Here is a 20,841-nt window from a genome sequence, read left to right as displayed (position 1 = left end):
GTCCGTTAAGGGGTGGTGGTGGGGAAATTCGGGCCGCGCCAGCGGCGGATGGCCTTCTGGAAGAACAGGTTGTTCGGCACCTGCAGCAGCGCGCCGGGGGTGCCGTCCTCGGCAACTTCTTCCAGCGTGGTGTAGAGCAGGTTGATGGCGATCACCCGGCCCTTCACGCCGGGCTTGTCGGCGGACTCGATGACTTCCACGCGATCACCCAGGCGGAACGGCCCCATGGTGAAGATCATCAGCGCGCAGAACAGGTTGGAGAGCACGCTCCAGATGGCGAAGAACGCGACCGCCGCGACTGCGGCAAAGCCGGTCAGCGCCGCCCACAGCACGTCGGCGGAGACCCCCAGGCGCTCCAGCACCAGCATCAGCGCCGAGCCCATGATCAGCCAGCGCAGGCCGCCGCGCAGCGGCAGCAGCAGTTCCGGCGGCATCGGATAGCGTTCGCCCAGGCGGCTGATGGCGCGCGTCACGAGGCGCTGCACGCCCCAGGCCAGCAGCAGGATGAGAATGATCTGCCCGCCGCGCAGCAGCGGTTCGCTCCAGGCCACCAGCAGGCTGACGTCATCCATCACTCGCTGGCCTCGAGCTGACGCTGCAGCTCTTCGAGGGTTTCCAGGGCCAGCAGCCAGGACTCTTCCAGCTCGCTCTCACGGGTTTTCAGGGTCGCCTGGCGGGCCAGCAGGTCGCGCAGTTCGTCCTTGCGCGAGGCTTCGTAGAGCGCGCTGTCGCCCAGGCGTTGCTCCAGTTCGGCGAGCTGCTCGTGGACCTTGCCCAGCTCCTTCTCCAGCTTGTCGGCCTCGCGCTTGTGCGGGGCGAGCTGCTGGCGCAGGGCCGCGGCGGCCTGGCGCTGGGCACGTTTGTCGGTCTTGTCGCCGGCCGGGGCGCCGGGCGAAGCCGGGGTCTGCCGCGCGCGGAAGTCCACCAGCCAGCGGGCGTAGTCGTCGAGGTCGCCGTCGAACTCGCGGATGCACCCGTCGGCCACCAGGAAGAATTCGTCGGTGGTGCTCTTGAGCAGGTGACGATCGTGGGACACCACCACCACCGCGCCGGAGAATTCCTGCAGCGCCAGGGTCAGCGCCAGACGCATTTCCAGGTCGAGGTGGTTGGTCGGTTCGTCGAGCAGCAGCAGGTTGGGCTTCTGCCAGGCGATCAGCGCCAGGGCCAGGCGCGCCTTCTCGCCACCGGAGAAATTCAGCACCGGCTCATCGCAGCGCTCGCCACGGAAGTCGAAGCCGCCGAGGAAGTCGCGCAGGGTCTGCTCGCGCTCGGCTGGCGCGATGCGCGCCAGGTGCAGCAGCGGGCTGGCCTTGGGGTCCAGCGAGTCGAGCTGGTGCTGGGCGAAGTAGCCGATGGCGAGGTTCTCGCCACGGGCGAGCTCACCGGACAGCAGCGACAGGTCGCCGGACAGGGTCTTGATCAGGGTCGACTTGCCCGCGCCGTTGGGGCCCAGCAGGCCGATGCGCGCGCCGGGCACCAGCTGCAGCTTGACCTTCTCCAGCACGGCTTTCTCGCCGTAGCCCAGCCGCGCTTCGGAGAGGTTCAGCAGCGGGCTGGAAATCTTGTCGGACTCGCGGAAGGCGAAGTCGAACGGCGAATCGACGTGGGCCGGTGCCAGTTCTTCCAGGCGTTCCAGCGCCTTGATCCGGCTCTGCGCCTGGCGGGCCTTGGTGGCCTGGGCGCGGAAGCGGGCGATGTATTTTTCCATGTGCGCGCGCTGCGCCTGCTGCTTCTCGAACGCCTGTTGCTGCTGGGCGAGGCGTTCGGCGCGGGTGCGTTCGAAGGCCGAGTAGCCGCCGCGGTACAGGGTCAGCTTGCGCTGTTCGAGGTGGGCGATGTTGTCCACCACGGCGTCGAGGAAGTCGCGGTCGTGGGAGATCAGCAGCAGCGTGCCGGGGTAGCCCTTGAGCCACTCTTCCAGCCAGAGGATGGCGTCGAGGTCGAGGTGGTTGGTGGGTTCGTCGAGCAGCAGCAGTTCGGACGGGCACATCAGCGCCTGCGCCAGGTTCAGGCGCATCCGCCAGCCGCCGGAGAAGTCGCCGACGCGGCGGTCCATCTGCTCGGAGGTGAAGCCCAGGCCGGCGAGCAGCTTGCGCGCACGGGCGTCGGCGGTGTAACCATCGGCACTGTCCAGCTCGCTGTGCAGGCGCGCCAGGGCGGTGCCGTCGTGGGCATCTTCGGCCGCGGCGAGGTCCGCCTGGATCTTGCGCAGGTGCACGTCGCCGTCGAGCACATAATCGACGGCGAGGCGCTCGAGGGTATCGACCTCCTGGCGCATGTGCGCGATACGCCAGTCCGCCGGCAGGTAGCAGTCGCCGGCGTCCTGGCCGAGCTGGCCGCGCAGCAGGGCGAACAGGCTCGACTTGCCGGCGCCGTTGGCGCCGATCAGGCCGACTTTCTGTCCGGCGTGCAGGGTGAGTTCGGCACCTTCCAGCAAGCGCTGGGGGCCACGCTGTAGCGTAAGATTTTGTAGTCGAATCATGGCGGCGGAGTTTATCAGCTTCGCCTGGCAATCGCTGTGGGTGCTCTATGTCTGATGATGTCTGGTCGTATGCGCTGCAACTCTACGCCCGGCCTGGGATTGAGGCGGCTTGCCTGTCTCTTCAGGAAGGCGGTGCGGACGTCTGCGTGCTGCTCGCTTCGGCGTGGCTGGGAAGGGCCGGCGTGGCCTTCTCGCCGGCTCGGTCGAGCATGCTGGAAAGCACTGCGAAGGAGTGGCGCAAGGAAGTGATAGTGCCGCTGCGTTCGCTGCGTCAGCACTGGCGCGATTCGGCGCAACAGGATGCACAGCTGGCGGTGCTGCGTGAGCAGGTCAAGCAGCTGGAACTGGCAGCGGAAAAGGTGCTGCTGGGGAGACTGGAGGCGGTGGCGCAGGACTGGCCACGGGGTGAAGCAGAAGATCTGGCGCGCTGGCTGGAGGCCGCGGCGGCTGAAGCGGGCGGCTTGCGCCGCGATGCGCGGGAAACCCTGCGCATCGCGGCGAGCCTCTCCTGAGCCTTAGGAAGCGCTGGAGGAGTTGCTGCTGGCCGGAGTCGCCGGTGCCGGAGTAGCACTGGCAGCCGGGGTGGCGGCCGGAGTGCTCGGCTGGGCAGCCGGAGCGCTCGGAGCAGCCGCAGGGGCAGGCTTGGCAGCTGCGGCAGGCTTGGGCGCAGCCGGCTTCACAGCAGGCTTGGCGGCCGGTTTCGCGGCAGGCTTGGCAGCGGTTTTCGCCGCCGGTTTGGCAGCCGGTTTCGCGGCGGGCTTGGCAGCAGGTTTCGCAGCGGCAGCAGGCTTCGCGGCCGGTTTCGCAGCAGCGGCAGGCTTGGCGGCAGCCGGTTTCGCAGCCGGCTTGGCGGCGGCTTTCGCGGCAGGCTTGGCAGCCGGTTTAGCGGCAGCTTTGGCAGCCGGTTTGGCAGCGGCGGCAGCGGGCTTGGCGGCGGGCTTCGCAGCCGGTTTCGCGGCGGCTTTCGCAGCAGGCCTGGCGGCCGGTTTAGCGGCAGCTTTGGCAGCAGGCTTGGCAGCGGGTTTGGCTGCTGGTTTAGCCGCAGCGGTCTTGGCGGCCGGCTTCGCAGCAGCTTTCGCCGCGGGCTTGGCAGCCGGTTTGGCGGCAGCTTTTGCAGCCGGCTTGGCGGCCGGTTTAGCGGCAGCTTTCGTAGCAGGTCTGGCAGCCGGTTTCGCAGCGGCCTTGGCAGCAACAGGCTTCGCGGCGGCAACCTTGGCGGCCGGCTTCGCAGCAGGCTTGGCGGCGGCTTTCGCGGCGGGCTTGGCAGCCGGTTTGGCGGCAGTTCTGGCAGCTGGCTTGGCGGCAGCTTTAGCCACAGGTTTGGCAGCAGCGGCAACCGGCTTGCGGGTAGCGAGGGATTTGCCAGCGGCTTCCTTCACCTTGGTCACGCCCTGGGCGAGCTTGAGGCTCTCCTGCACATCGCGCTTGAGGTTGGCGATGTAGGCGCGGGTTTCGGTCTGGCGATTCTTCAGGGTCTCCAGGATACCGTCGAGTTCACTGATGCTGGACTTGGCCTTGGCCTGGGCTTTCGCCTTGCCAGCCTTGGTTGCGTCCTGCAGCTTGGTGCGCGCGCCATGCAGCTTCTCTTGCGCCTTGCCGCGTTGTTTCTCGAGCTTGGCGAGCAGCTTTTCGGAATCGACGAGCGCCTGCTTGCAGGCACCTTCGAGGTGTTCGATCAGACTGTTGGACAACTGGTGCAGCAGGTGCAGCGGAGTGGTAACGGGTTTCTTGTTGGCCGACATGACGTGCCTCCTGGCGGACGTGGTTGCGCCCATACTAGCCCCGCTGATGGCCTCTCGCCAATGTCCCGATTGCGCTGCAGGCCGCAGCAGACACCAGTTTCAGAGGTATTCAGCAGTTCGCGAAGGCGCGTTGTTTCGCTCACTCAATGACGCTGGCGCGCGCACTTGGTTCCGTTGGGGGAATCGGCAAAGCCGCGCAAACGCCCGTGGCGCGTGCGTTTGGGGATGAAAAATAAATTTCCAGCGCAGGCCGGAAATGCCCGTCGCAGAGCCTTTCGCGCAACAGGCAGCAGCGCCGATGAAGGCGAACAGGCGAGCTCTCGCGGTGCGCTCGCACGACGCGAGAGTCGTGATCACGCCACCGTAAAATTGCTCTCGCGAGTACGCATTCTCCGTCACCGTTTCGGCCCATTTCAGCAGCGATTCATCGCGTTAAAAAGACGCCGAGAGCACAGGTGCAAGCTGCCGAACGGCGCGAGTTGTTCAGCGTGGTGCGCTCGAAGTGCGAGGCTCGAAACATCGCGGACAGAGTCCGCTCCTACGCGGCGTTCTTGCGAGGGATTGAACCTTGGGGTAGGAGCGGACTTCGTCCGCGATTGGCATGAACTGCACGAATCAGACACAAACGAAAACGGCGCGAGTGCTGAAAGCGCTCGCGCCGTTGTCGGACCGCTCGACGATCAGGCCGTGACGGCTTTCTGCTCGTGGGCGTTGTGCAGCACTTCGATCAGGCAATCTTCCAGTTCGAAGCGTTCGTGCAGTTGCTGGCGCAGGGACTTCAGTTCGCTGGTCAGGCAGGTGCCTTCGCGGCAATCGCCGTTATCGCAACGGTCGTTGAAGTTGAGCGCATTGGCGGTGATGGTTTCCAGCCGCGGGTAGATCTGCTTGGCCAGTTCGAGACCACGGGTGTCGCCGAAGGCCTGGGCCTCGTTCATCAGCTGTTCGTAGACTTCGAAGTGTCCCGCCGACACGTAGTCGAGCAGGAGCTGGCAGAAGCTCTGGAGGTTTTCGGCGTTGGTCTTCGGCGCCTGGACACCGTCCAGGGAATCGAATGCCCGGACCAACTCATGTCGATCCCGCAACCAGCGATCGATCAGCTGGTGTACGCCTCCCCAACGTTCCTGGGCATTACGGCAGCTCTCGAGCATGTTGTCCTCACTTCCCTTTTCGCCGTCCCGGCCAGGTCCGCCCCGGGACAATATTCTGTCGACTCTCGACATCCGCGATGTGTGAAGCTTGTTCGGCGGCGGCTTTCCGACGGAGTGGAAAACCAGAGTATGCCCGCCCGTTGTCACCTACAAGACACCGACGGCGGGAAAATTCATACGGGCGTTTGATCGACAGACCGCGACGCCTCTGGCCTGCGCCGCTGCGGCGCAGACCATGGCGGAATGCGATGCGACGCTCAGCCGCGGCGGCGGAAGAACTGCACGACGGCGAACAGCGCGAAGGCAATGAAGGCCAGCAGGCTCCACTCCGGGATGCTCATGCCGAGCAGGGTCCAGGTGATCTCGGCGCAGTCGGCCGAACCGTGGAACATGGTGTAGAGGATCTGCGTGTAGGGCATGCTCTGGAGCATGAAATCCAGCGGCGGCAGGCAGGACGGCAGCTGGTCCGGCGGCAGGGTCTGCAGCCAGATCTGCCGGCCTGCGGTGCCGGCGCCACCCAGGGCGCTGAGCAGGATCAGCAGCGAGTACACGCGCGGCGCGCGGCCATGCAGCGTGGCGATCAACGAGAACAGGCCGCAGCCGGCAAAGAAGATCCGCTGCAGGATGCACAACGGGCAGGGCTCCAGCCCGACCACGTACTGCAGGTAGAAGCCGGTGCCGAGCATGGCGACGCAGGCGAGGAAGGCAAGGAAGAACAGGGAACGAGGGCTGGCCAGGTTCATGGCGGCTCCACTGAAAAGCGCTGTTGCAGGAAAGGCCGCTACGGTAGTGGAAACACCGCGATCAGTTCAAGGCGAGTGTCTAGACTGGCCGTGGCATTCATCCGGGAATTCCTGCCATGCGTCGTCGTATCCTACTTTGCTCGCTCATTTCAGTGACGGCGACGCCGGCTCTGGCCGACATCGATCTCAGCCAGATTCGCTTGCCAGAAGGATTCCACATCAGCCTGCTCACGGATCAGGTGCCGGGCGCCCGCGCCATGGCCTGGGGCGACCAGGGCACGCTGTTCGTGGGGAGCAAGTCGGCTGACAAGGTCTATGCGGTATCCCCCGACGGCAAGGTCAGAAGCCTCGGTGGCGGATTGCAGATGCCGGTGGGCGTCGCCTTCCACCGGGGTGACCTGTACATCTCCTCGATCAGCCGCATCGTCGTGCTGCGCGACATCGAAGCCCACCTCGACGCTCCGCCCAAGGCCGAGGAACTGCCCGCGCAGTTTCCCAAGGAGACCGCCCACGGCTGGAAGTTCATCGCCTTCGGCCCGGACGACAAGCTCTATGTACCGGTCGGCGCGCCGTGCAACATCTGCCGCCCGGACCGCGAGCAATACGCCAACCTGCAGCGCATGAACGCTGATGGCAGCGCGCGCGAAGTGGTCGCCCACGGCATCCGCAATACCGTCGGTTTCACCTGGCATCCGCAGACGAAGCAACTGTGGTTCACCGACAACGGCCGCGACCTGCTTGGCGACGACAAGCCCGATGACGAGTTGAACAAGCTCAGCAAGGTGGGTGAGGATTTCGGCTATCCCGATTGCCACCAGGGCGACATTGCCGACCCGGAGGAAGGCAAGACACCCTGCTCCGCGTTCACCCCGCCCGTGGCCAGACTCGGCCCGCATGTGGCTGCACTGGGCCTGCGTTTCTATACCGGCGAGCAATTCCCGGCCGAGTACCGCAACAACCTGTTCATCGCCGAGCACGGCTCGTGGAACCGCACGCAGAAGATTGGCTATCGCGTGGCGCGGGTGGAGCTCAACCAGGACGGCACGCTCAAGCGCCAGAGTGTGTTCGCCGAGGGCTGGCTGGACAAGGACGGCAATGTCCACGGACGTCCGGCGGACGTGCTGGTGGCCCCGGATGGCGCATTGCTGGTCAGCGACGACCAGAACGGCGCGATCTACCGCATCCACTACGGCAAACCCTGAAAACGAAAACGGCGCCCAGGGGCGCCGTTTTCACCTTCACGCCTGGATCAGGCGCGCACGGCCACTGGCAGTGAAACCGGCGGCGCCAGCAGGCCGAGGCCTTCCTGGAACAGCTGGTTGCTGCGCTCCACCTCACCCAGCTGCGCCAGCAGGCGCGCCAGTTCGGCACAGGTTTCCGCGCTGCGCTGGCGAGCCAGGCTGGCCTCCAGGTATTCGCGCGCCTTGCCCCACAGCTTGTTCTGCAGGCACAGGCGACCCAGGGTCAGCAGCAACTCGGGGTCGTCGCCATGCTGCTTCAGCCAGCCTTCGGCGGTCTTCAACTGCTGCGCACCATCGCGGCCACGGGCACGGCCGTACAGGTGCACCAGGCGGCTGTCGTAGCCTTCCTTGAGCGCCTTGCGCAACACTTCCTCCGCCTCTTCCGGTGCACCCAGGCGCAGCAGCTGTTCGGCGTAGGCTGCCACCAGCGGGGGTTGCGCGCGAAGGTTCGAGGGGACGTTCTGCCAGCGCTGGGTCAGCGGCTGCAGGCTGCTTTCGCCCTGGCCGACGCCCTGCTCGCCGGCCTCGCCCAGCGCGGCCATCCAGGTGCGGCGCTCCAGGTCGGCCAGCTCGGCGTTCTGCAGTACACGCTCCTTGCGCAGCTCAGGCAGCAGCACGCAAAGCGCCTGCCATTCGTGGAGACTGACGTAGAGCTGCTGCAGCAGGCGCAGCACGGTCGGATGACGCGGGTGATCCTGGTGCAGCTTGTCCAGCACCACGCGGGCTCGGGTGAAGTCGCCACGGTTGATCAGCAGCTGGGCGCGGGTCAGGCCCACGGCCAGCTCGACGCCCGGCTCACGCGCCTGGGCGCGGTCGAGCAGCTCATCGCACTCTTCGGTCTTGCCCAGCTCGTTGGCTGCACGGGCAGCGCCCAGGTAGTGCGGCAGCGGGCGATCGCTCAGCTCGGCGGCGCGGCGCAGATGACGCAGCGCCTGCGCCCAATGGCCTTCGGCGAGGTCGCGCTGGCCATGTTCTTCGGCCAGTTGCGAGCGACGGCGGCGGTTGAAGCGCGACCAGGGGTTCACCACCCGCCCGGACACGCCCAGCAGGCGCAGCACCAGGCGCACGACCAGGTAGATCACCCAGAGCACCACCAGCAGCGCCAGGAAGGTCCACAGGCTGGATTCGTAGCGGAAGCTCTTGTAGGCGATCAGCACGTAGCCGGACTGCTCGGCGATGGCCAGCCCGACCAGGGTGGCCGCCAGGACCACGGCGAGGATCAGCACATAGACGCGGCTCATGGCTGGGTCCCCGCGTCGGGCGCCACCGCCTCCTGCTGCTGCGCCGCGCTTTCGCGGCGCGACAGGTAGGCCTGCAGCGAGCTCAGGGCCGGGCTCAGGTCCGGCGTCTGCACGCTGACGGCCTGGGCGCTCAGCTCATCCAGGCGGGCGACCAGCGCGCGGCTGTCGGCGAGGTCGGCGTTGAAGAAGTCGGCGATGATCTGCTTGGCCTGCTTCAGCGCCTGCTGGTAGACGTCCTGCTTGCCGTTCAGCGCGGCCCACTGGGCCTGCTCCAGGGCAAGGCTCAGGGCCAGGCGCACACGGTCCAGCTGCTGGCCGGAGAGCAGCGGGCGGATATCCTGCCCGGCATTGAAATCGATGCGCACATACTGGGAGACGCGATCCCACCACTCGCTCCAGCGATCGTTGCCGTCGCTCCAGGCGGTATTCGACCCGGCGCCCGCGTCGGAGGGCTTGAAGGCGGGGTTCAGCGGCTGCAGCTGGGCAGCCTGATCACGCAGCGCGCCCAGCTGCAGGAACAGTCCGGTGCGGTCCGGGCGCGGCAGCGTGCGCAGCGCCTCCAGGCTCTTGGTCAGTTGCGCGCGGGCGGCAAAGGCGCCCGGGTCGTTCTGCAGGCGCAGAATGTCGTCGGCGCCTTGCACCAGCTCGGTTGCACTGTCGATGTCCTGCAGGGCGGACAGGCGCAGGGCAGCCAGTCGCAACAGGTGTTCGGATTCGGCCAGGCGCCACTGCTGGCGACCCTGGCCGAGCACCTGCTTGACCTGCTTGGCCAGCTGCTGCTGATCGCCCTGCAGCTCCACCACCAGACGGCGGCGGGCTTCGAGTTCATCGGCGTTGGGCAATTGGTCCAGGCGCTGACTCATCTGCGCGTTGGCGCTCTGCACTCCCTGCGCCTGGGCGCGGGCCTCTTCCAGCTGCGCAGCGCGCTGTTGCTCGGCGTCCTTGAGCTGCTGGACCTGCCAGAGGCCCCAGCCACCCGCGGCGAGGCCGGCGGCCCCCACCAGCAGGGCCAGCAGGGCGATGCCCGTGCCGCCCTTGCGCGCGGCCGGCGCGGCGGCCGGGCTGGACGATGTCGGTGAAGTCTCTTGGGGAGTGACGGCTTCGCTCACAGATCCATCCTTCGCTCAGAAATTGTTCTAGTCGGCGCTTCTCAACGCTTCCATTAGTGCCGTGGCGCTCGCGCCGCGACAATCGATAACCCGCTGCGCGCCCATCTCCCGCGCCTGCTCAGCCACTCTCGGGCTGGGCACGAACAACGGCATGGCGCTGACCTGTGGCCAATCCTCCGCCGCCAGTTGCCGCAGGTTCTCCAGACCCTGCCCACTACTGACCGCGATGGCGTTCAAACGCTCCCCCTGGATTCGCCGCAGCAATTCACCCTGGGGATAACTCGGCAATTCGCGCCGGTAGAGTTCCAGATAGTCCACTGCCACGCCTTGGCCGCGCAGGCGCTCGGCGAGGAATTCTCGGCCACTTTCGCCGCGCATGATCAATACCTTCGGATCATGCACCTGCAAGGCCTGCTCGAACGCCGGCAGGGCCAGCAGCGCTTCGCTGTCGTCGCCGGTCTGCGGGCAGACGACATCCAGACCATAGTCTTCGAGGATAGACGCCGTGGCGGCGCCGACGGTGAACCAGCGCTGGGTCAGCGGCGCTTGCGGCCAGTAGCGGTCGACCCGCTCCAGGCCCAGTCGCGCCGCGGGCTTGCTGACCACGATAACCGCGCAGTAGCGGTCCAGGTCAAGGATCAGGCTGCGCTCGGCGGGCGTCTCTTCGCAGGGTGTGATCGCCAGCAACGGCAGGCAGTCGCCGTGGATGCCGTGTTCGGCGAGGGTCGCGGCGAGCGCCGTGCAGTCCTCTTCGGGGCGGGTCAGCAGCAGCCGCCAGCGGCTCACGGGTGGCCGGCCTCGCCGTAGACCGCGTCGAGGATGTCCTTGGCGCCCTGGCCCAGCAGGTCTTCGGCAACCTTCACGCCGAGGCTCTCGGCTTCGGCGAAGGGCGCGCGGGCTTCAGCGCGCAACAGTTGCGAACCGTCCGGCTGGCCGACCAGGCCGCGCAGCCATAGCTGCTCGCCTTCGAGGATGGCATAGCAGGCGATGGGCACCTGGCAGCCGCCATTCAGGCGTTTGTTCAGCGCGCGCTCGGCGTTGACGCGCAAGGCGGTCTCGCGGTGATGCAGCGGCTGCAGCAGCGCGTGGATTTCCGCATCGGCGCTACGGCACTCGATGCCCACCGCACCCTGACCACCCGCCGGCAGGCTGGCTTCGACGCTGATCGAGGAGCGGATGCGCTCTTCGAAGCCGAGGCGGATCAGGCCGGCGGCGGCGAGGATGATCGCGTCGTATTCGCCGGCATCGAGCCTGGCCAGGCGAGTGTTGACGTTGCCGCGCAGGAAGCGGATCTGCAGGTCCGGCCGGTTGGCCAGCAGCTGGGCCTGGCGGCGCAGGCTGGAGGTGCCGACCACGCTGCCGGCAGGCAGCTCGTCGAGGCTGGCGTAGGTGTTGGAGACGAAGGCGTCGCGCGGGTCTTCACGCTCGCAGATGCAGTACAGGCCCAGGCCTTCGGGGAAGTCCATCGGCACGTCCTTCATGGAGTGCACGGCGATGTCCGCTTCGTTGTCCAGCAGGGCGGTTTCCAGCTCCTTGACGAACAGGCCCTTGCCGCCGATCTTCGCCAGCGGCGCGTCGAGCAGCTTGTCGCCGCGGCTGGTCATCGGCAGGAGGGTCACGGTCAGGCCGGGATGGGCCTGTTCCAGGCGGGCCTTGACGTATTCGGCCTGCCAGAGTGCCAGGGCGCTCTGGCGCGTGGCGATACGGATTTCGCGGGACATGGGCATTTCCAGGCAAAGGAAGCGTGCAAGAAAGTGCCCGCATGATAACAGCTCACGCAAATGAAAAGCCCGGGGGCGGTCCCCCGGGCTCCTGGCGCTGCGGCACTGTGTCGCTACAGGTTGTGCATCAGCCGGCGCACACCGGCAACATGGCGGCGGCTGACGGTCAGCGCATCGCCATTGAGTCCTTTCAGGTACAGCTGGAAGTGCCCCAGCGGGGTGCGCTGCAGGCGCTCGATGCGTTCGCGGGAAACCAGCGCGTTACGGTGGATGCGCACGAAGCGATCACCGAACTCGTCCTCCAGCGCCTTCAGCGGCTCGTCCAGCAGCACTTCGCCGCCGGCGTGGCGCAGGGTCACGTACTTGTGGTCGGCGATGAAGAAGATCACGTCTTCCAGCGGGATCAGCTCGATGCCCTTGCGGGTCCGCGCGCTGATGTGGCTGCGCGGGCCGGGACCACCGGCTGCCGGTGGCTTGGTCAGCGCGGCGAGCTGCACGCGGTTGGGCCGCGAGGCTTTCTTCAGCGCGTCGGCGAGGTCTTCGCTGCGCACCGGTTTGACCAGGTAGCCGACCGCGCTGACCTGGAACGCCTCCAGGGCGAATTCATCATGGGCGGTGCAGAAGATCACCGCTGGCGGGGCTTCGCGCTCGCACAGCTTGGCGGCCACCTGAAGCCCGTCCAGGCCGGGCATGCGGATATCCAGCAGGACGATATCCGGCTTCAGGCTGTCGATCAGCGTCAGCGCTTCTTCGCCGTTGCTGGCGGAGGGCTCGAGGACGCGATAGCCGTCCAGTTGCCCCACCAGCCGGGCCAGGCGCTCTCGCGCCAGTGGTTCGTCATCGACGATCAGGACATTCATAAGCTCAGGCTTCCTGCATGAGACGCGCACATGGATAGCGTAGACAGGTGAAGTGCCGTCCGTCACGGCGCTCGACGGTGAGACTAGCTTTTGGCCCGAAAAGTGCCGCAAGTCTCGCCGCAATATTTTGCAGGGCTTGCTGGGTCCCCTTCGTGGGCAGGGTCTCGGTCGATTCGTCGTACGGGTTGCTCACACGGAGCTGGAACACACCGTCACGGTAGTCCGCCTCAACTTTCACCAGACCGCCTTCGATGCGCGGCTGGATGCCATAAATCAACGAGTTCTCGAGCAAGGGCTGCAGCGTCAGCTGGGGAATCGGCACGCCATCGGGCACGTCGCTCACCTGCCAGTCCATCTGCAACCGGTCGCCAAGACGGAACTGCTCTATGGAAAGATAGCGTCTGGCCAGCTCAAGTTCCTCTCCCCAGGAAATTAATGTTCCAGGTTTGGCCAGGCTGGCGCGAAAAAGATCCGAAAGATTCAGCACCGCCAGCTCGGCCTTGCCCGGATCGATCTCGATCAGGCTGGCGATGCTGTTCAGGCTGTTGAACAGGAAATGCGGGCGGATGCGTGCCTGCAGCGACTCGATCCGCGCCCGCAGCTCAGCCTGTTCCTGGCGTCGCCATTGGCTCTGGAGATAAAAGTAGCGTAGCAACAGCGTAGACATGATGAGCGCAATCAGCGCATGGCGCAGGTACAGGTTGACCTCGCCGGTACGCGACATCGGCCCGCCGAGGGAGAAGTAATCCGCCACCCAGGTGCAGGCGAGGGTCAGCAGGACCACCAGCGCGCAGCTCAGCAGCCCGGAGAGCCACGCCGGCCAGCGCGCCATGAAGGGGCGCAGCTGACACAGCAGGCCGGCCGAGAGCAGCACGATCCACTGCACGAACAGCGAGGACAGCGCCAGGCGCACCCAGTTGAAGCTGGGCGTCATCGGCTCGGCGAGCACCAGCACCAGCACCAGCAGCTCGGCGAGCAGCACCAGGCTGAACAGCGCCTCGGGCTGGCACAGTTCGGGGATGAAGAAATCGTCGTTGGGCGCCGGCTGGTCGCCGGTCTTCGTCAGTCTGGGCATCGACGCAGTTTCCGCAAGCGCCCGCGCGGCGGCAAGCGCCGCATGCGAGCAAAAGCCTGGAAATGTCGGGCAGCGCAAAGAACGGCCGCGGTCCCTGCGACGATCCACCGCCGCTCCCCTGCCGCCACCCGCCAAAGCGCCGCCGGTTTTGTCCTTCAGCCTGCTATTATCGTCGCACTTTGCCCTTCATGCAGGCCGCGCGCCGCGCCTGCCCGTTTCCGGAAGAGAGATCCATGAGCGTAGAGAAGACCAACCAGTCCTGGGGCGGCCGCTTCAGCGAACCCGTCGACGCCTTTGTCGCCCGCTTCACCGCCTCCGTCGACTTCGACAAGCGCCTCTACCGCCACGACATCATGGGCTCCATGGCCCACGCGACCATGCTGGCCAAGGTCGGCGTGCTCACCGATAGCGAGCGCGACACCATCATCGATGGCCTCAAGCAGATCCAGAGCGAGATCGAGGCCGGCACCTTCGACTGGCGCGTCGACCTGGAAGACGTGCACATGAACATCGAGGCGCGCCTCACCGACCGCATCGGCGTCACCGGCAAGAAGCTGCACACCGGCCGTTCGCGCAACGACCAGGTAGCCACCGACATCCGCCTGTGGCTGCGCGACGAGATCGACCTGATCCTCGCCGAGATCACCCGCCTGCAGCAGGGCCTGCTGGGCCTGGCCGAAGCCGAAGCGGACACCATCATGCCCGGGTTCACCCACCTGCAGACCGCACAACCGGTGACCTTCGGCCACCACCTGCTGGCCTGGTTCGAAATGCTCAGCCGCGACTACGAGCGCCTGGTCGACTGCCGCAAGCGCGCCAACCGCATGCCCCTGGGCAGCGCCGCGCTGGCCGGCACCACCTACCCGATCGACCGGACCATCACCTGCGAACTGCTGGGATTCGAAGCGATCTCCGGCAACTCGCTGGATGGCGTATCCGACCGTGACTTCGCCATCGAATTCTGCGCCGCCGCCGCCGTGGCGATGATGCACCTGTCGCGCTTCTCCGAAGAGCTGGTGCTGTGGACCAGCGCGCAGTTCCAGTTCATCGACCTGCCCGACCGCTTCTGCACCGGCTCCTCGATCATGCCGCAGAAGAAGAACCCCGACGTGCCCGAGCTGGTGCGTGGCAAGTCCGGCCGCGTGTTCGGCCACCTCGCCGGCCTGCTGACCCTGATGAAGGGCCAGCCGCTGGCGTACAACAAGGACAACCAGGAAGACAAGGAACCGCTGTTCGACGCCGCCGACACCCTGCGCGACAGCCTGCGCGCCTTCGCCGACATGGTGCCGGCGATCAAGCCCAAGCGCGAGATCATGCGCGAAGCGGCGCGCCGCGGCTTCTCCACTGCCACCGATCTGGCCGACTACCTGGTGCGTCGTGGCCTGCCGTTCCGCGACTGCCACGAGATCGTCGGCCACGCCGTGAAATACGGCGTGGACAGCGGCAAGGACCTCGCGGAGATGAGCCTGGCCGAGCTGCGCCAGTTCAGCGACCAGATCGACGACGACGTGTTCGCCGTGCTGACCCTGGAAGGCTCGGTGAATGCCCGCGACCACATCGGCGGCACCGCGCCGAACCAGGTCCGCGCCGCCGTGGCGCGCGGCAAGGAACTGCTGGCTGCGCGCTGAGCGCAGCGCTGCATGCACTACTGGAACCAGGACAACTTCGAAGGACTGGAGCGGCTCGCCGATGAACTGGCGAGCCGGCCCGGCCTGCAAGCGCTGGCGGACTACGCCCGTGCCCGCAGCCGCGGCCTGCGCCGCGAGGCATTCGCCAACCTCGATGATTTCCTGCGCAATGCCCCTGCTCCGGATACCCTGCCCGCTCGCGAACTGGCCCTGCAGATCGTCGAACTGCACGCCCAGACCCGCGAAGCCCATCAGTTCCTCGCCCAGCCGCTGCTGGCGCACTTCCTGTTCCCCACGCTGCGCGCCTGGATCGACAGCGAACCGACGGCCCATGGGCCGCTGCGCTGGCTGGGCCTGCTGCAGAGCGATGGCGATCTCCTGCGCCGGGCCCTGGCGGCCTGTCCGGAGGATGTCGCGGTGCGCCACCGATTGATCGGTTTCGCCCTGGGCGCAGCGGACTACGCCATGCACCATCTGGACGAAGGCTTCTTCATCGGTGAACCGGCTGAGGCGCGCGAAGCGCTTGACCTCGCGACCCGACTGATCAGCGAAGCTCCCGACACCAGCCCGTTTACCCGGCAAGTCGAGGAAGGCGCGCAGCTATCAGCCATGCTGGACGACTGGCAGCACTACTCGGCACAACCCGAAGGCACTTTCCTCGACTGGTGCAGCGCACGCCAGCGCCCTTACGCCTGGGCGCGGAAGTACTACTACGATCCGTCCTGAACCGTCAGGACCGGCCGAGGAAACCCAACTGTGCCGGCGTCAGGCGCAGCATGCGCGCGGCCTTGTGTTCGGCGAGACCGGGCAGCTGATCTTCCGGCAGACGCGCCGCACTGGCGGCCAGATTGACGATCAGTGCCTCGCGACTGAACACGCCGTTGTCGATGGCGTAGGCCGCAGCGATCAGGTTGCGCAGCTCCAGCGGCAGGCGCCAACGGGTACGCAACGCCGAGCCAAAGCCGGCGCCGTAGTCCTTCAGCGCCTTGTCCACCTCCGCCTCGTCCAGCGCGCCGCCCGCGCTGTGCCAATCCTGCAGGCTGCGCAGCAACGCCAGGTCGCCCAGGCAATGCAGCAGGCCGGCGGTGAAGCAGCGATCGGCGTCAGCGCTGAGGGATTCGGCCAGGGCGAAGGCGCCGTCGGCAGTGTGCCGGGAAAGCTCCCAGAAGCGCTCGGCGCGCTCCTTGAGCAAGGGATCATTGAGGGTGGCAGCGCGCTGCAGCGCCACCGCCAGCATCAGGTTCAGCGCCTGCGCCACACCCAGGCGCGACAGCGCCTGCATCAGTGTCTGGCAAGGCATGCCGACGTGCCGCGCAGCGCTGTTGGCGGCGGAGATCAGGCAGGCAGTGATCTGCGGATCATGGCCGAACTCCTGTTCGAGCATCTCCAGGTTGATGTCGCTGGCTTCCATGCAGCGGCTCACCGCCGCGCCGACCTCACCCATCAGCGGGGCGCCCTCGGTGGCGTCGCGTTCGGTCGGCAGGAAGCGCTCCAGCGACAGGCTCTGCTCCAGGGTCGGCAGTTCGCAGACGACGTTTTCGCCCGGCGCCAGCAGCAGCGCGCGCAGGCGTTCGCGCAGGTTCTCGGCGTTGAAGGGTTTGACCAGGTAGGCCGTGGGCGCCAGCGGCAGGGCGGCGCGCACGCTGGCAGCGTCAGCCTTGGAGCTGATCAGGATGAACGCCTGGGCGACCGACCCGCGGCGGCGCATGCGCACGTGGCGCAACAGCTCCAGGCCGTCGCTGCCGGGAAGCTCGCGTTCGGCCAGGATCAGGGTGAAGGGATTCCGGCGGCAGGCCTCGATGGCCGTGTCACCGTCCTCGCAGAATTCGACGTTGGCGTCGCAGCGCACGCTCAGCACCAGTTGGCCGAGCAGCTCGCGGCTCCAGGGATCGCTGGCGGCGACCAGCACGCCGGGAGAAACGCTCATGGATCACACCTCGTTCGGGACGGACACCGTCGCGTGCGGAAACAACCGATCCAGAGCCTTTCCTGCCGAATGCCCGGTCCTTCGGATGCCGCCGGCCAACGGCCTTCGGATACAGCGCAGCGTAGCCCAAAGCCCACGGGCTTTCCCCTGCGCGCCATCAACTTCGGCGGACAATTCTCATAAAAAAATAAGCACACAAAAAGAAAGGCCCGCTTGCGCGGGCCTTTCTTCGAACGGGTTAGAGCAACGAGGCTCAGGCCAGTTCGTCGAAGCACTCAGCCAGGATGGCCAGGCCTTTTTCCAGCTGCGCGTCCGGAATGGTGACGGGCATCAGGAAGCGGATCACGTTGTAGTAGGTACCGCAGGAGAGCAGGATCAGACCTTTCTCACGGGCACGAACCACGATCTTGCTGACCAGTTCAGCGGCCGGCTTGTTGTGATCGCCGCCTTCGAACAGCTCGATGGCGATCATCGAACCCAGGCCACGAACGTCGCCGATCACCTTGTGCTTGGCCTGGATGTCGCGCAGACCCGCTTTCAGGCTCTCACCAACGGCTTGCGAACGCTCCAGCAGCTTCTCTTCGTCGAACACTTTCAGCACGGCCAGGGCCGCGGCGCAAGCGATCGGGCTACCGGCGTAGGTGCCGCCCAGGCCGCCGGGAGCGATGGCGTCCATGATTTCGGCTTTACCGGAAACACCGGAGATCGGGAAACCACCGCCAACGGACTTGGCGAAGGTGGTCAGGTCCGGAACGATGCCCAGTTGCTCGGTGGCGAAGAAGGTGCCGGTACGGCCAGCGCCGGTCTGCACTTCGTCAGCGATCAGCAGGATGCCGTGCTCGTCGCACAGGGCGCGCAGGCGCTGCATGAAGGCCTTGGAGTTGACATAGAAGCCACCTTCGCCCTGAACCGGCTCGATGATGATGGCAGCGATGTCACGCGGCTGGGCGTCGTTCTTGAAGATGCGCTCGATGCTGGCGATCGACTCGTCTTCGCTCACGCCGTGCAGCTCGCACGGAGCCAGGGCGCGGAAGATGCCGCCCGGCATCAGGCCCATGCCAGCGGAGTACGGCACGACCTTGCCGGTCAGGCCCAGGGTCATCATGGTACGGCCGTGGTAGGCGCCGGTGAAGGCGATCACGCCAGCGCGGCCGGTGGCGGCACGGGCGATCTTGACGGCGTTCTCAACGGCTTCGGAGCCGGAGGTGACCAGCAGGGTCTTCTTCGGGAAGTTGCCCGGAACGCGCTTGGCGATCTCTTCGGCCAGCTCGATGTAGGGCTCGTACGCCAGCACCTGGAAGCAGGTGTGGGTCAGCTTGGTCAGTTGCTCCTGAACGGCGGCAACCACTTTCGGATGCAGGTGGCCGGTGTTCAGTACGGCGATGCCGCCAGCGAAGTCGATGTATTCACGACCTTCGACGTCCCACACGGTGGAGTTCTCGGCGCGCTCGGCGACGACCGGGTGGATCTGGCCTACACCGCGCGGTACGGCGGCCTGACGACGTTGCAGCAGGGATTCGTTGGTTTTGCTCATAGCTTCCTCAGTGGCCGCTCATCGGGCGACCGGATCAAAGGATGAAAGCGGGGAGAAGCCACGCACGACAGCATACGATGATCGACTGTCGTGGCACTTGCGGCCCGCCGGACGGGTTGTCCGGTGCTACCACCGGAAAACGCCGACGCGAAGGTGGCTGTCAGCTCTTGCCTGCCACCCCGCGCCCACGGAAAGAACGGATCAGATACCGCCGAGGCAGAGGTATTTGACTTCGAGGTAGTCCTCGATGCCGTACTTCGAACCTTCACGGCCCAGGCCCGAGGCCTTGATGCCGCCGAACGGTGCGACTTCGTTGGAGATCAGGCCGGTGTTGATACCCACCATGCCGTATTCCAGCTGCTCGGCAACGCGGAACACGCGGGCCAGGTCGCGGGCATAGAAGTAGGAAGCCAGGCCGAACTCGGTGTCGTTGGACATGGCGATGACTTCGGCCTCGTCCTTGAAGCGGAACACCGGGGCCAGCGGGCCGAAGGTTTCGTCCTTGGACACCAGCGCGGACTTCGGCACGTCGACCAGGATGGTCGGCTCGAAGAAGGTGCCGCCCAGGCTGTGCGGCTTGCCGCCAGTGAGGACTTTCGCGCCCTTGGAGACGGCGTCGGCGATGTGCTCTTCGACCTTGGCAACCGCCTTGGAATCGATCAGCGGGCCGGTGGTGACGCCCTGCTCCAGGCCGTTGCCGATGTTCAGCTTGGCCACGGCGACCTTCAGCTTCTCGACGAAGGCGTCGTACACGCCGTCCTGTACGTACAGGCGGTTGGCGCAGACGCAGGTCTGGCCGTTGTTGCGGTACTTGGAGATCAGCGCGCCCTCGACGGCGGCATCCAGGTCGGCATCGTCGAAGACGATGAACGGAGCGTTACCGCCCAGTTCCAGGGACACTTTCTTGATGTCCTTGGCGCATTCGGCCATCAGCTGGCGACCGATCTCGGTGGAGCCGGTGAAGGTCAGCTTGCGCACGATCGGGTTGCTGGTCAGCTCACCGCCGACTTCGCCGGCGCTGCCGGTGACGACGCTGAACACGCCCTTCGGAATACCGGCGCGCTCGGCCAGCTCGGCCAGGGCCAGGGCGGAGTACGGGGTCTGCGAGGCGGGCTTGAGCACCATGGTGCAGCCAGCGGCCAGGGCCGGGCCGGCTTTACGGGTGATCATCGCGGACGGGAAGTTCCACGGGGTGATGGCCGCGGTCACGCCGATCGGCTGCTTGATCACGATGATGCGCTTGTCGGGCTGGTGACCCGGAATGGTGTCGCCGTAGATGCGCTTGGCTTCTTCGCCGAACCACTCGAGGAAGGAGGCGGCGTAGGCGATCTCGCCCTTGGCTTCGGCCAGCGGCTTGCCCTGCTCGATGGTCATCAGGCGGGCCAGGTCGTCCTGGTTGGCGATCATCAGGTCGAACCACTTGCGCAGCTTGTTGGCGCGCTCCTTGGCGGTCAGCGCACGCCAGGCCGGCAGGGCCTTGTCGGCCGCTTCGATGGCGCGACGGGTTTCGTCGGCGCCCATCTTCGGCACGGTGCCGATGATCTCGTTGGTAGCCGGGTTGTTCACGTTGATGGTCTTGCCGTTGTCGGCGTCGACCCAGGAACCGTCAATGTAAGCCTGTTGGCGGAACAGCTTGGCATCATTGAGTTGCATGACCTGTCTCCTTTCGAGGAAAGCCTGTGGACGGCGGGTCGACCTCGAGTCCCCGCCTGCCTTGTTGTCTGGATGGGAGAGACCGGAAGTCTCTGCCGTTCATTCGACCCGGCCGATCAGTATCGACGCTGGAGGCGAATGTCGCCTGTTCATGAGGCGACGCCAGGCGAACGGCTCTTAGTTCGCCCGGCATGCGGACACGAAAAAACGCAGACCGGGGTCATTGCCCGGTCTGGTTGAACTCGTTCACGCACAGATTCCCGGGCTGGGCCCAGGAGTACGACTGCCCTACAACCTTCCGGTACGCTGATCGACGGAAGCCGCACGGAGACCTGTCACAAGGGACATGCGGTGGGTGCAACGGAAGACTGTCATCCCGCAGGCTGATGGCCGGCTGGTGTGATGCGAATGCTCCGGTCTCCTGTTGTTGTGATGGGGAGGCGTTTGAAATCTCAAACGAATCCTAGGGCCCCCGACTGCAAAGGGCAATAGCTCGTTCGACAAAACCCACGAAGGTATCAGGATGCCGGGCGTTTTCGCCGGGTTTCTACCGACAGGCGGCTGTTTTCGTTCGATATCATGAACGAGCGTACCTGCATTGGACGCCTGCACGGGAGATGCGTATGATTGCCGCCTGCCGCGCCAGCCGCGGCATTACGCACCAGTAGCTCAGCTGGATAGAGTACTGCCCTCCGAAGGCAGGGGTCGTGGGTTCGAATCCCGCCTGGTGCGCCATC

The 20,841-nt window shown here is 66.2% G+C and carries 17 protein-coding genes, 1 tRNA gene and 1 pseudogene; 5 read left to right on the top strand and 14 right to left on the bottom strand.

Features of this window, described 5'->3' with window-relative positions:
• Positions 1-5: 5 nt before the first annotated feature.
• On the bottom strand, positions 6-572 hold the full coding sequence (locus tag HNP46_RS04660; protein ID WP_184586330.1) for a mechanosensitive ion channel family protein: 567 nt from the start codon (positions 570-572) through the stop codon (positions 6-8).
• Entirely contained in the window at positions 572-2,482 is a 1,911-nt protein-coding gene (locus HNP46_RS04655; protein WP_184586329.1) for an ATP-binding cassette domain-containing protein, read from the bottom strand. Before HNP46_RS04655 ends, HNP46_RS04660 begins: the two co-directional genes overlap by 1 nt.
• A 47-nt stretch (positions 2,483-2,529) precedes the next feature.
• On the opposite strand from HNP46_RS04655, the gene HNP46_RS04650 reads away from it, so the two are divergent.
• The gene (locus HNP46_RS04650; protein ID WP_184586328.1) at positions 2,530-2,994 is read left to right on the top strand and encodes a TIGR02444 family protein; all 465 of its coding nucleotides are present in this window, start codon (positions 2,530-2,532) and stop codon (positions 2,992-2,994) included.
• A gap of 225 nt (positions 2,995-3,219) precedes the next feature.
• On the opposite strand, the pseudogene HNP46_RS04645 reads toward HNP46_RS04650, so the two are convergent.
• The 3 genes and pseudogenes from HNP46_RS04645 to HNP46_RS04635 all read right to left on the bottom strand — a co-directional run.
• Positions 3,220-4,224, bottom strand: a pseudogene (locus tag HNP46_RS04645) (AlgP family protein); the annotation flags it as partial.
• Between the two features lie 680 nt (positions 4,225-4,904).
• Positions 4,905-5,372: a sigma D regulator gene (gene rsd, locus HNP46_RS04640; protein WP_138519790.1), complete on the bottom strand. Its 468-nt coding sequence runs from the start codon at positions 5,370-5,372 to the stop codon at positions 4,905-4,907.
• A 257-nt stretch (positions 5,373-5,629) separates the two neighbouring features.
• Positions 5,630-6,115: a disulfide bond formation protein B gene (locus HNP46_RS04635; RefSeq protein WP_184586326.1), complete on the bottom strand. Its 486-nt coding sequence runs from the start codon at positions 6,113-6,115 to the stop codon at positions 5,630-5,632.
• 116 nt (positions 6,116-6,231) lie between these two features.
• Here HNP46_RS04635 and HNP46_RS04630 point away from each other — a divergent pair, with 116 nt between their 5' ends.
• Complete coding sequence (locus tag HNP46_RS04630) at positions 6,232-7,317, top strand: PQQ-dependent sugar dehydrogenase (protein WP_184586325.1); 1,086 nt, start codon at positions 6,232-6,234, stop codon at positions 7,315-7,317.
• Positions 7,318-7,364: 47 nt separating this feature from the next.
• Here HNP46_RS04630 and HNP46_RS04625 read toward each other — a convergent pair whose 3' ends face one another.
• The 6 genes from HNP46_RS04625 to HNP46_RS04600 form a co-directional block, all read right to left on the bottom strand.
• Positions 7,365-8,597 (bottom strand): heme biosynthesis HemY N-terminal domain-containing protein, encoded by a 1,233-nt coding sequence (locus tag HNP46_RS04625; protein ID WP_184586324.1) that lies wholly within the window; start codon positions 8,595-8,597, stop codon positions 7,365-7,367.
• The gene (locus HNP46_RS04620; RefSeq protein ID WP_184586323.1) at positions 8,594-9,706 is read right to left on the bottom strand and encodes a uroporphyrinogen-III C-methyltransferase; all 1,113 of its coding nucleotides are present in this window, start codon (positions 9,704-9,706) and stop codon (positions 8,594-8,596) included. The genes HNP46_RS04625 and HNP46_RS04620 overlap by 4 nt, the downstream gene beginning before the upstream one ends.
• A gap of 27 nt (positions 9,707-9,733) precedes the next feature.
• Positions 9,734-10,492: a uroporphyrinogen-III synthase gene (locus HNP46_RS04615; protein WP_184586322.1), complete on the bottom strand. Its 759-nt coding sequence runs from the start codon at positions 10,490-10,492 to the stop codon at positions 9,734-9,736.
• A complete protein-coding gene (gene hemC, locus HNP46_RS04610) occupies positions 10,489-11,427 on the bottom strand; it encodes a hydroxymethylbilane synthase (RefSeq protein ID WP_184586321.1) in 939 nt (312 codons plus the stop codon). Before hemC ends, HNP46_RS04615 begins: the two co-directional genes overlap by 4 nt.
• A gap of 113 nt (positions 11,428-11,540) precedes the next feature.
• Complete coding sequence (gene algR, locus HNP46_RS04605; protein ID WP_017521347.1) at positions 11,541-12,287, bottom strand: alginate biosynthesis regulator AlgR; 747 nt, start codon at positions 12,285-12,287, stop codon at positions 11,541-11,543.
• Between the two features lie 4 nt (positions 12,288-12,291).
• Positions 12,292-13,362 (bottom strand): sensor histidine kinase, encoded by a 1,071-nt coding sequence (locus tag HNP46_RS04600; RefSeq protein ID WP_184586364.1) that lies wholly within the window; start codon positions 13,360-13,362, stop codon positions 12,292-12,294.
• A gap of 233 nt (positions 13,363-13,595) precedes the next feature.
• On the opposite strand from HNP46_RS04600, the gene argH reads away from it, so the two are divergent.
• The gene (argH, locus tag HNP46_RS04595) at positions 13,596-14,990 is read left to right on the top strand and encodes an argininosuccinate lyase (RefSeq protein ID WP_184586320.1); all 1,395 of its coding nucleotides are present in this window, start codon (positions 13,596-13,598) and stop codon (positions 14,988-14,990) included.
• Positions 14,991-15,002: 12 nt separating this feature from the next.
• A complete protein-coding gene (locus tag HNP46_RS04590) occupies positions 15,003-15,716 on the top strand; it encodes a hypothetical protein (RefSeq protein WP_184586319.1) in 714 nt (237 codons plus the stop codon).
• Between the two features lie 4 nt (positions 15,717-15,720).
• Here HNP46_RS04590 and HNP46_RS04585 read toward each other — a convergent pair whose 3' ends face one another.
• The 3 genes from HNP46_RS04585 to gabD all read right to left on the bottom strand — a co-directional run bounded on the left by HNP46_RS04585 (position 15,721) and on the right by gabD (position 20,104).
• The gene (locus tag HNP46_RS04585; RefSeq protein WP_184586318.1) at positions 15,721-16,917 is read right to left on the bottom strand and encodes an HDOD domain-containing protein; all 1,197 of its coding nucleotides are present in this window, start codon (positions 16,915-16,917) and stop codon (positions 15,721-15,723) included.
• Between the two features lie 253 nt (positions 16,918-17,170).
• The gene (gene gabT, locus HNP46_RS04580; RefSeq protein WP_045213232.1) at positions 17,171-18,451 is read right to left on the bottom strand and encodes a 4-aminobutyrate--2-oxoglutarate transaminase; all 1,281 of its coding nucleotides are present in this window, start codon (positions 18,449-18,451) and stop codon (positions 17,171-17,173) included.
• Between the two features lie 201 nt (positions 18,452-18,652).
• Entirely contained in the window at positions 18,653-20,104 is a 1,452-nt protein-coding gene (gene gabD, locus HNP46_RS04575; RefSeq protein ID WP_184586317.1) for an NADP-dependent succinate-semialdehyde dehydrogenase, read from the bottom strand.
• A gap of 658 nt (positions 20,105-20,762) precedes the next feature.
• Here gabD and HNP46_RS04570 point away from each other — a divergent pair.
• Positions 20,763-20,839 (top strand) — tRNA-Arg (locus HNP46_RS04570).
• The last annotated feature ends 2 nt before the right edge of the window (positions 20,840-20,841 follow it).

This window comes from Pseudomonas nitroreducens (genome assembly GCF_014204515.1).
GTDB lineage: Bacteria > Pseudomonadota > Gammaproteobacteria > Pseudomonadales > Pseudomonadaceae > Pseudomonas > Pseudomonas nitritireducens_A.
The sequence above is the reverse complement of the archived record's forward strand: the minus strand, read 5'-3'. Positions and strand labels throughout refer to the sequence as shown.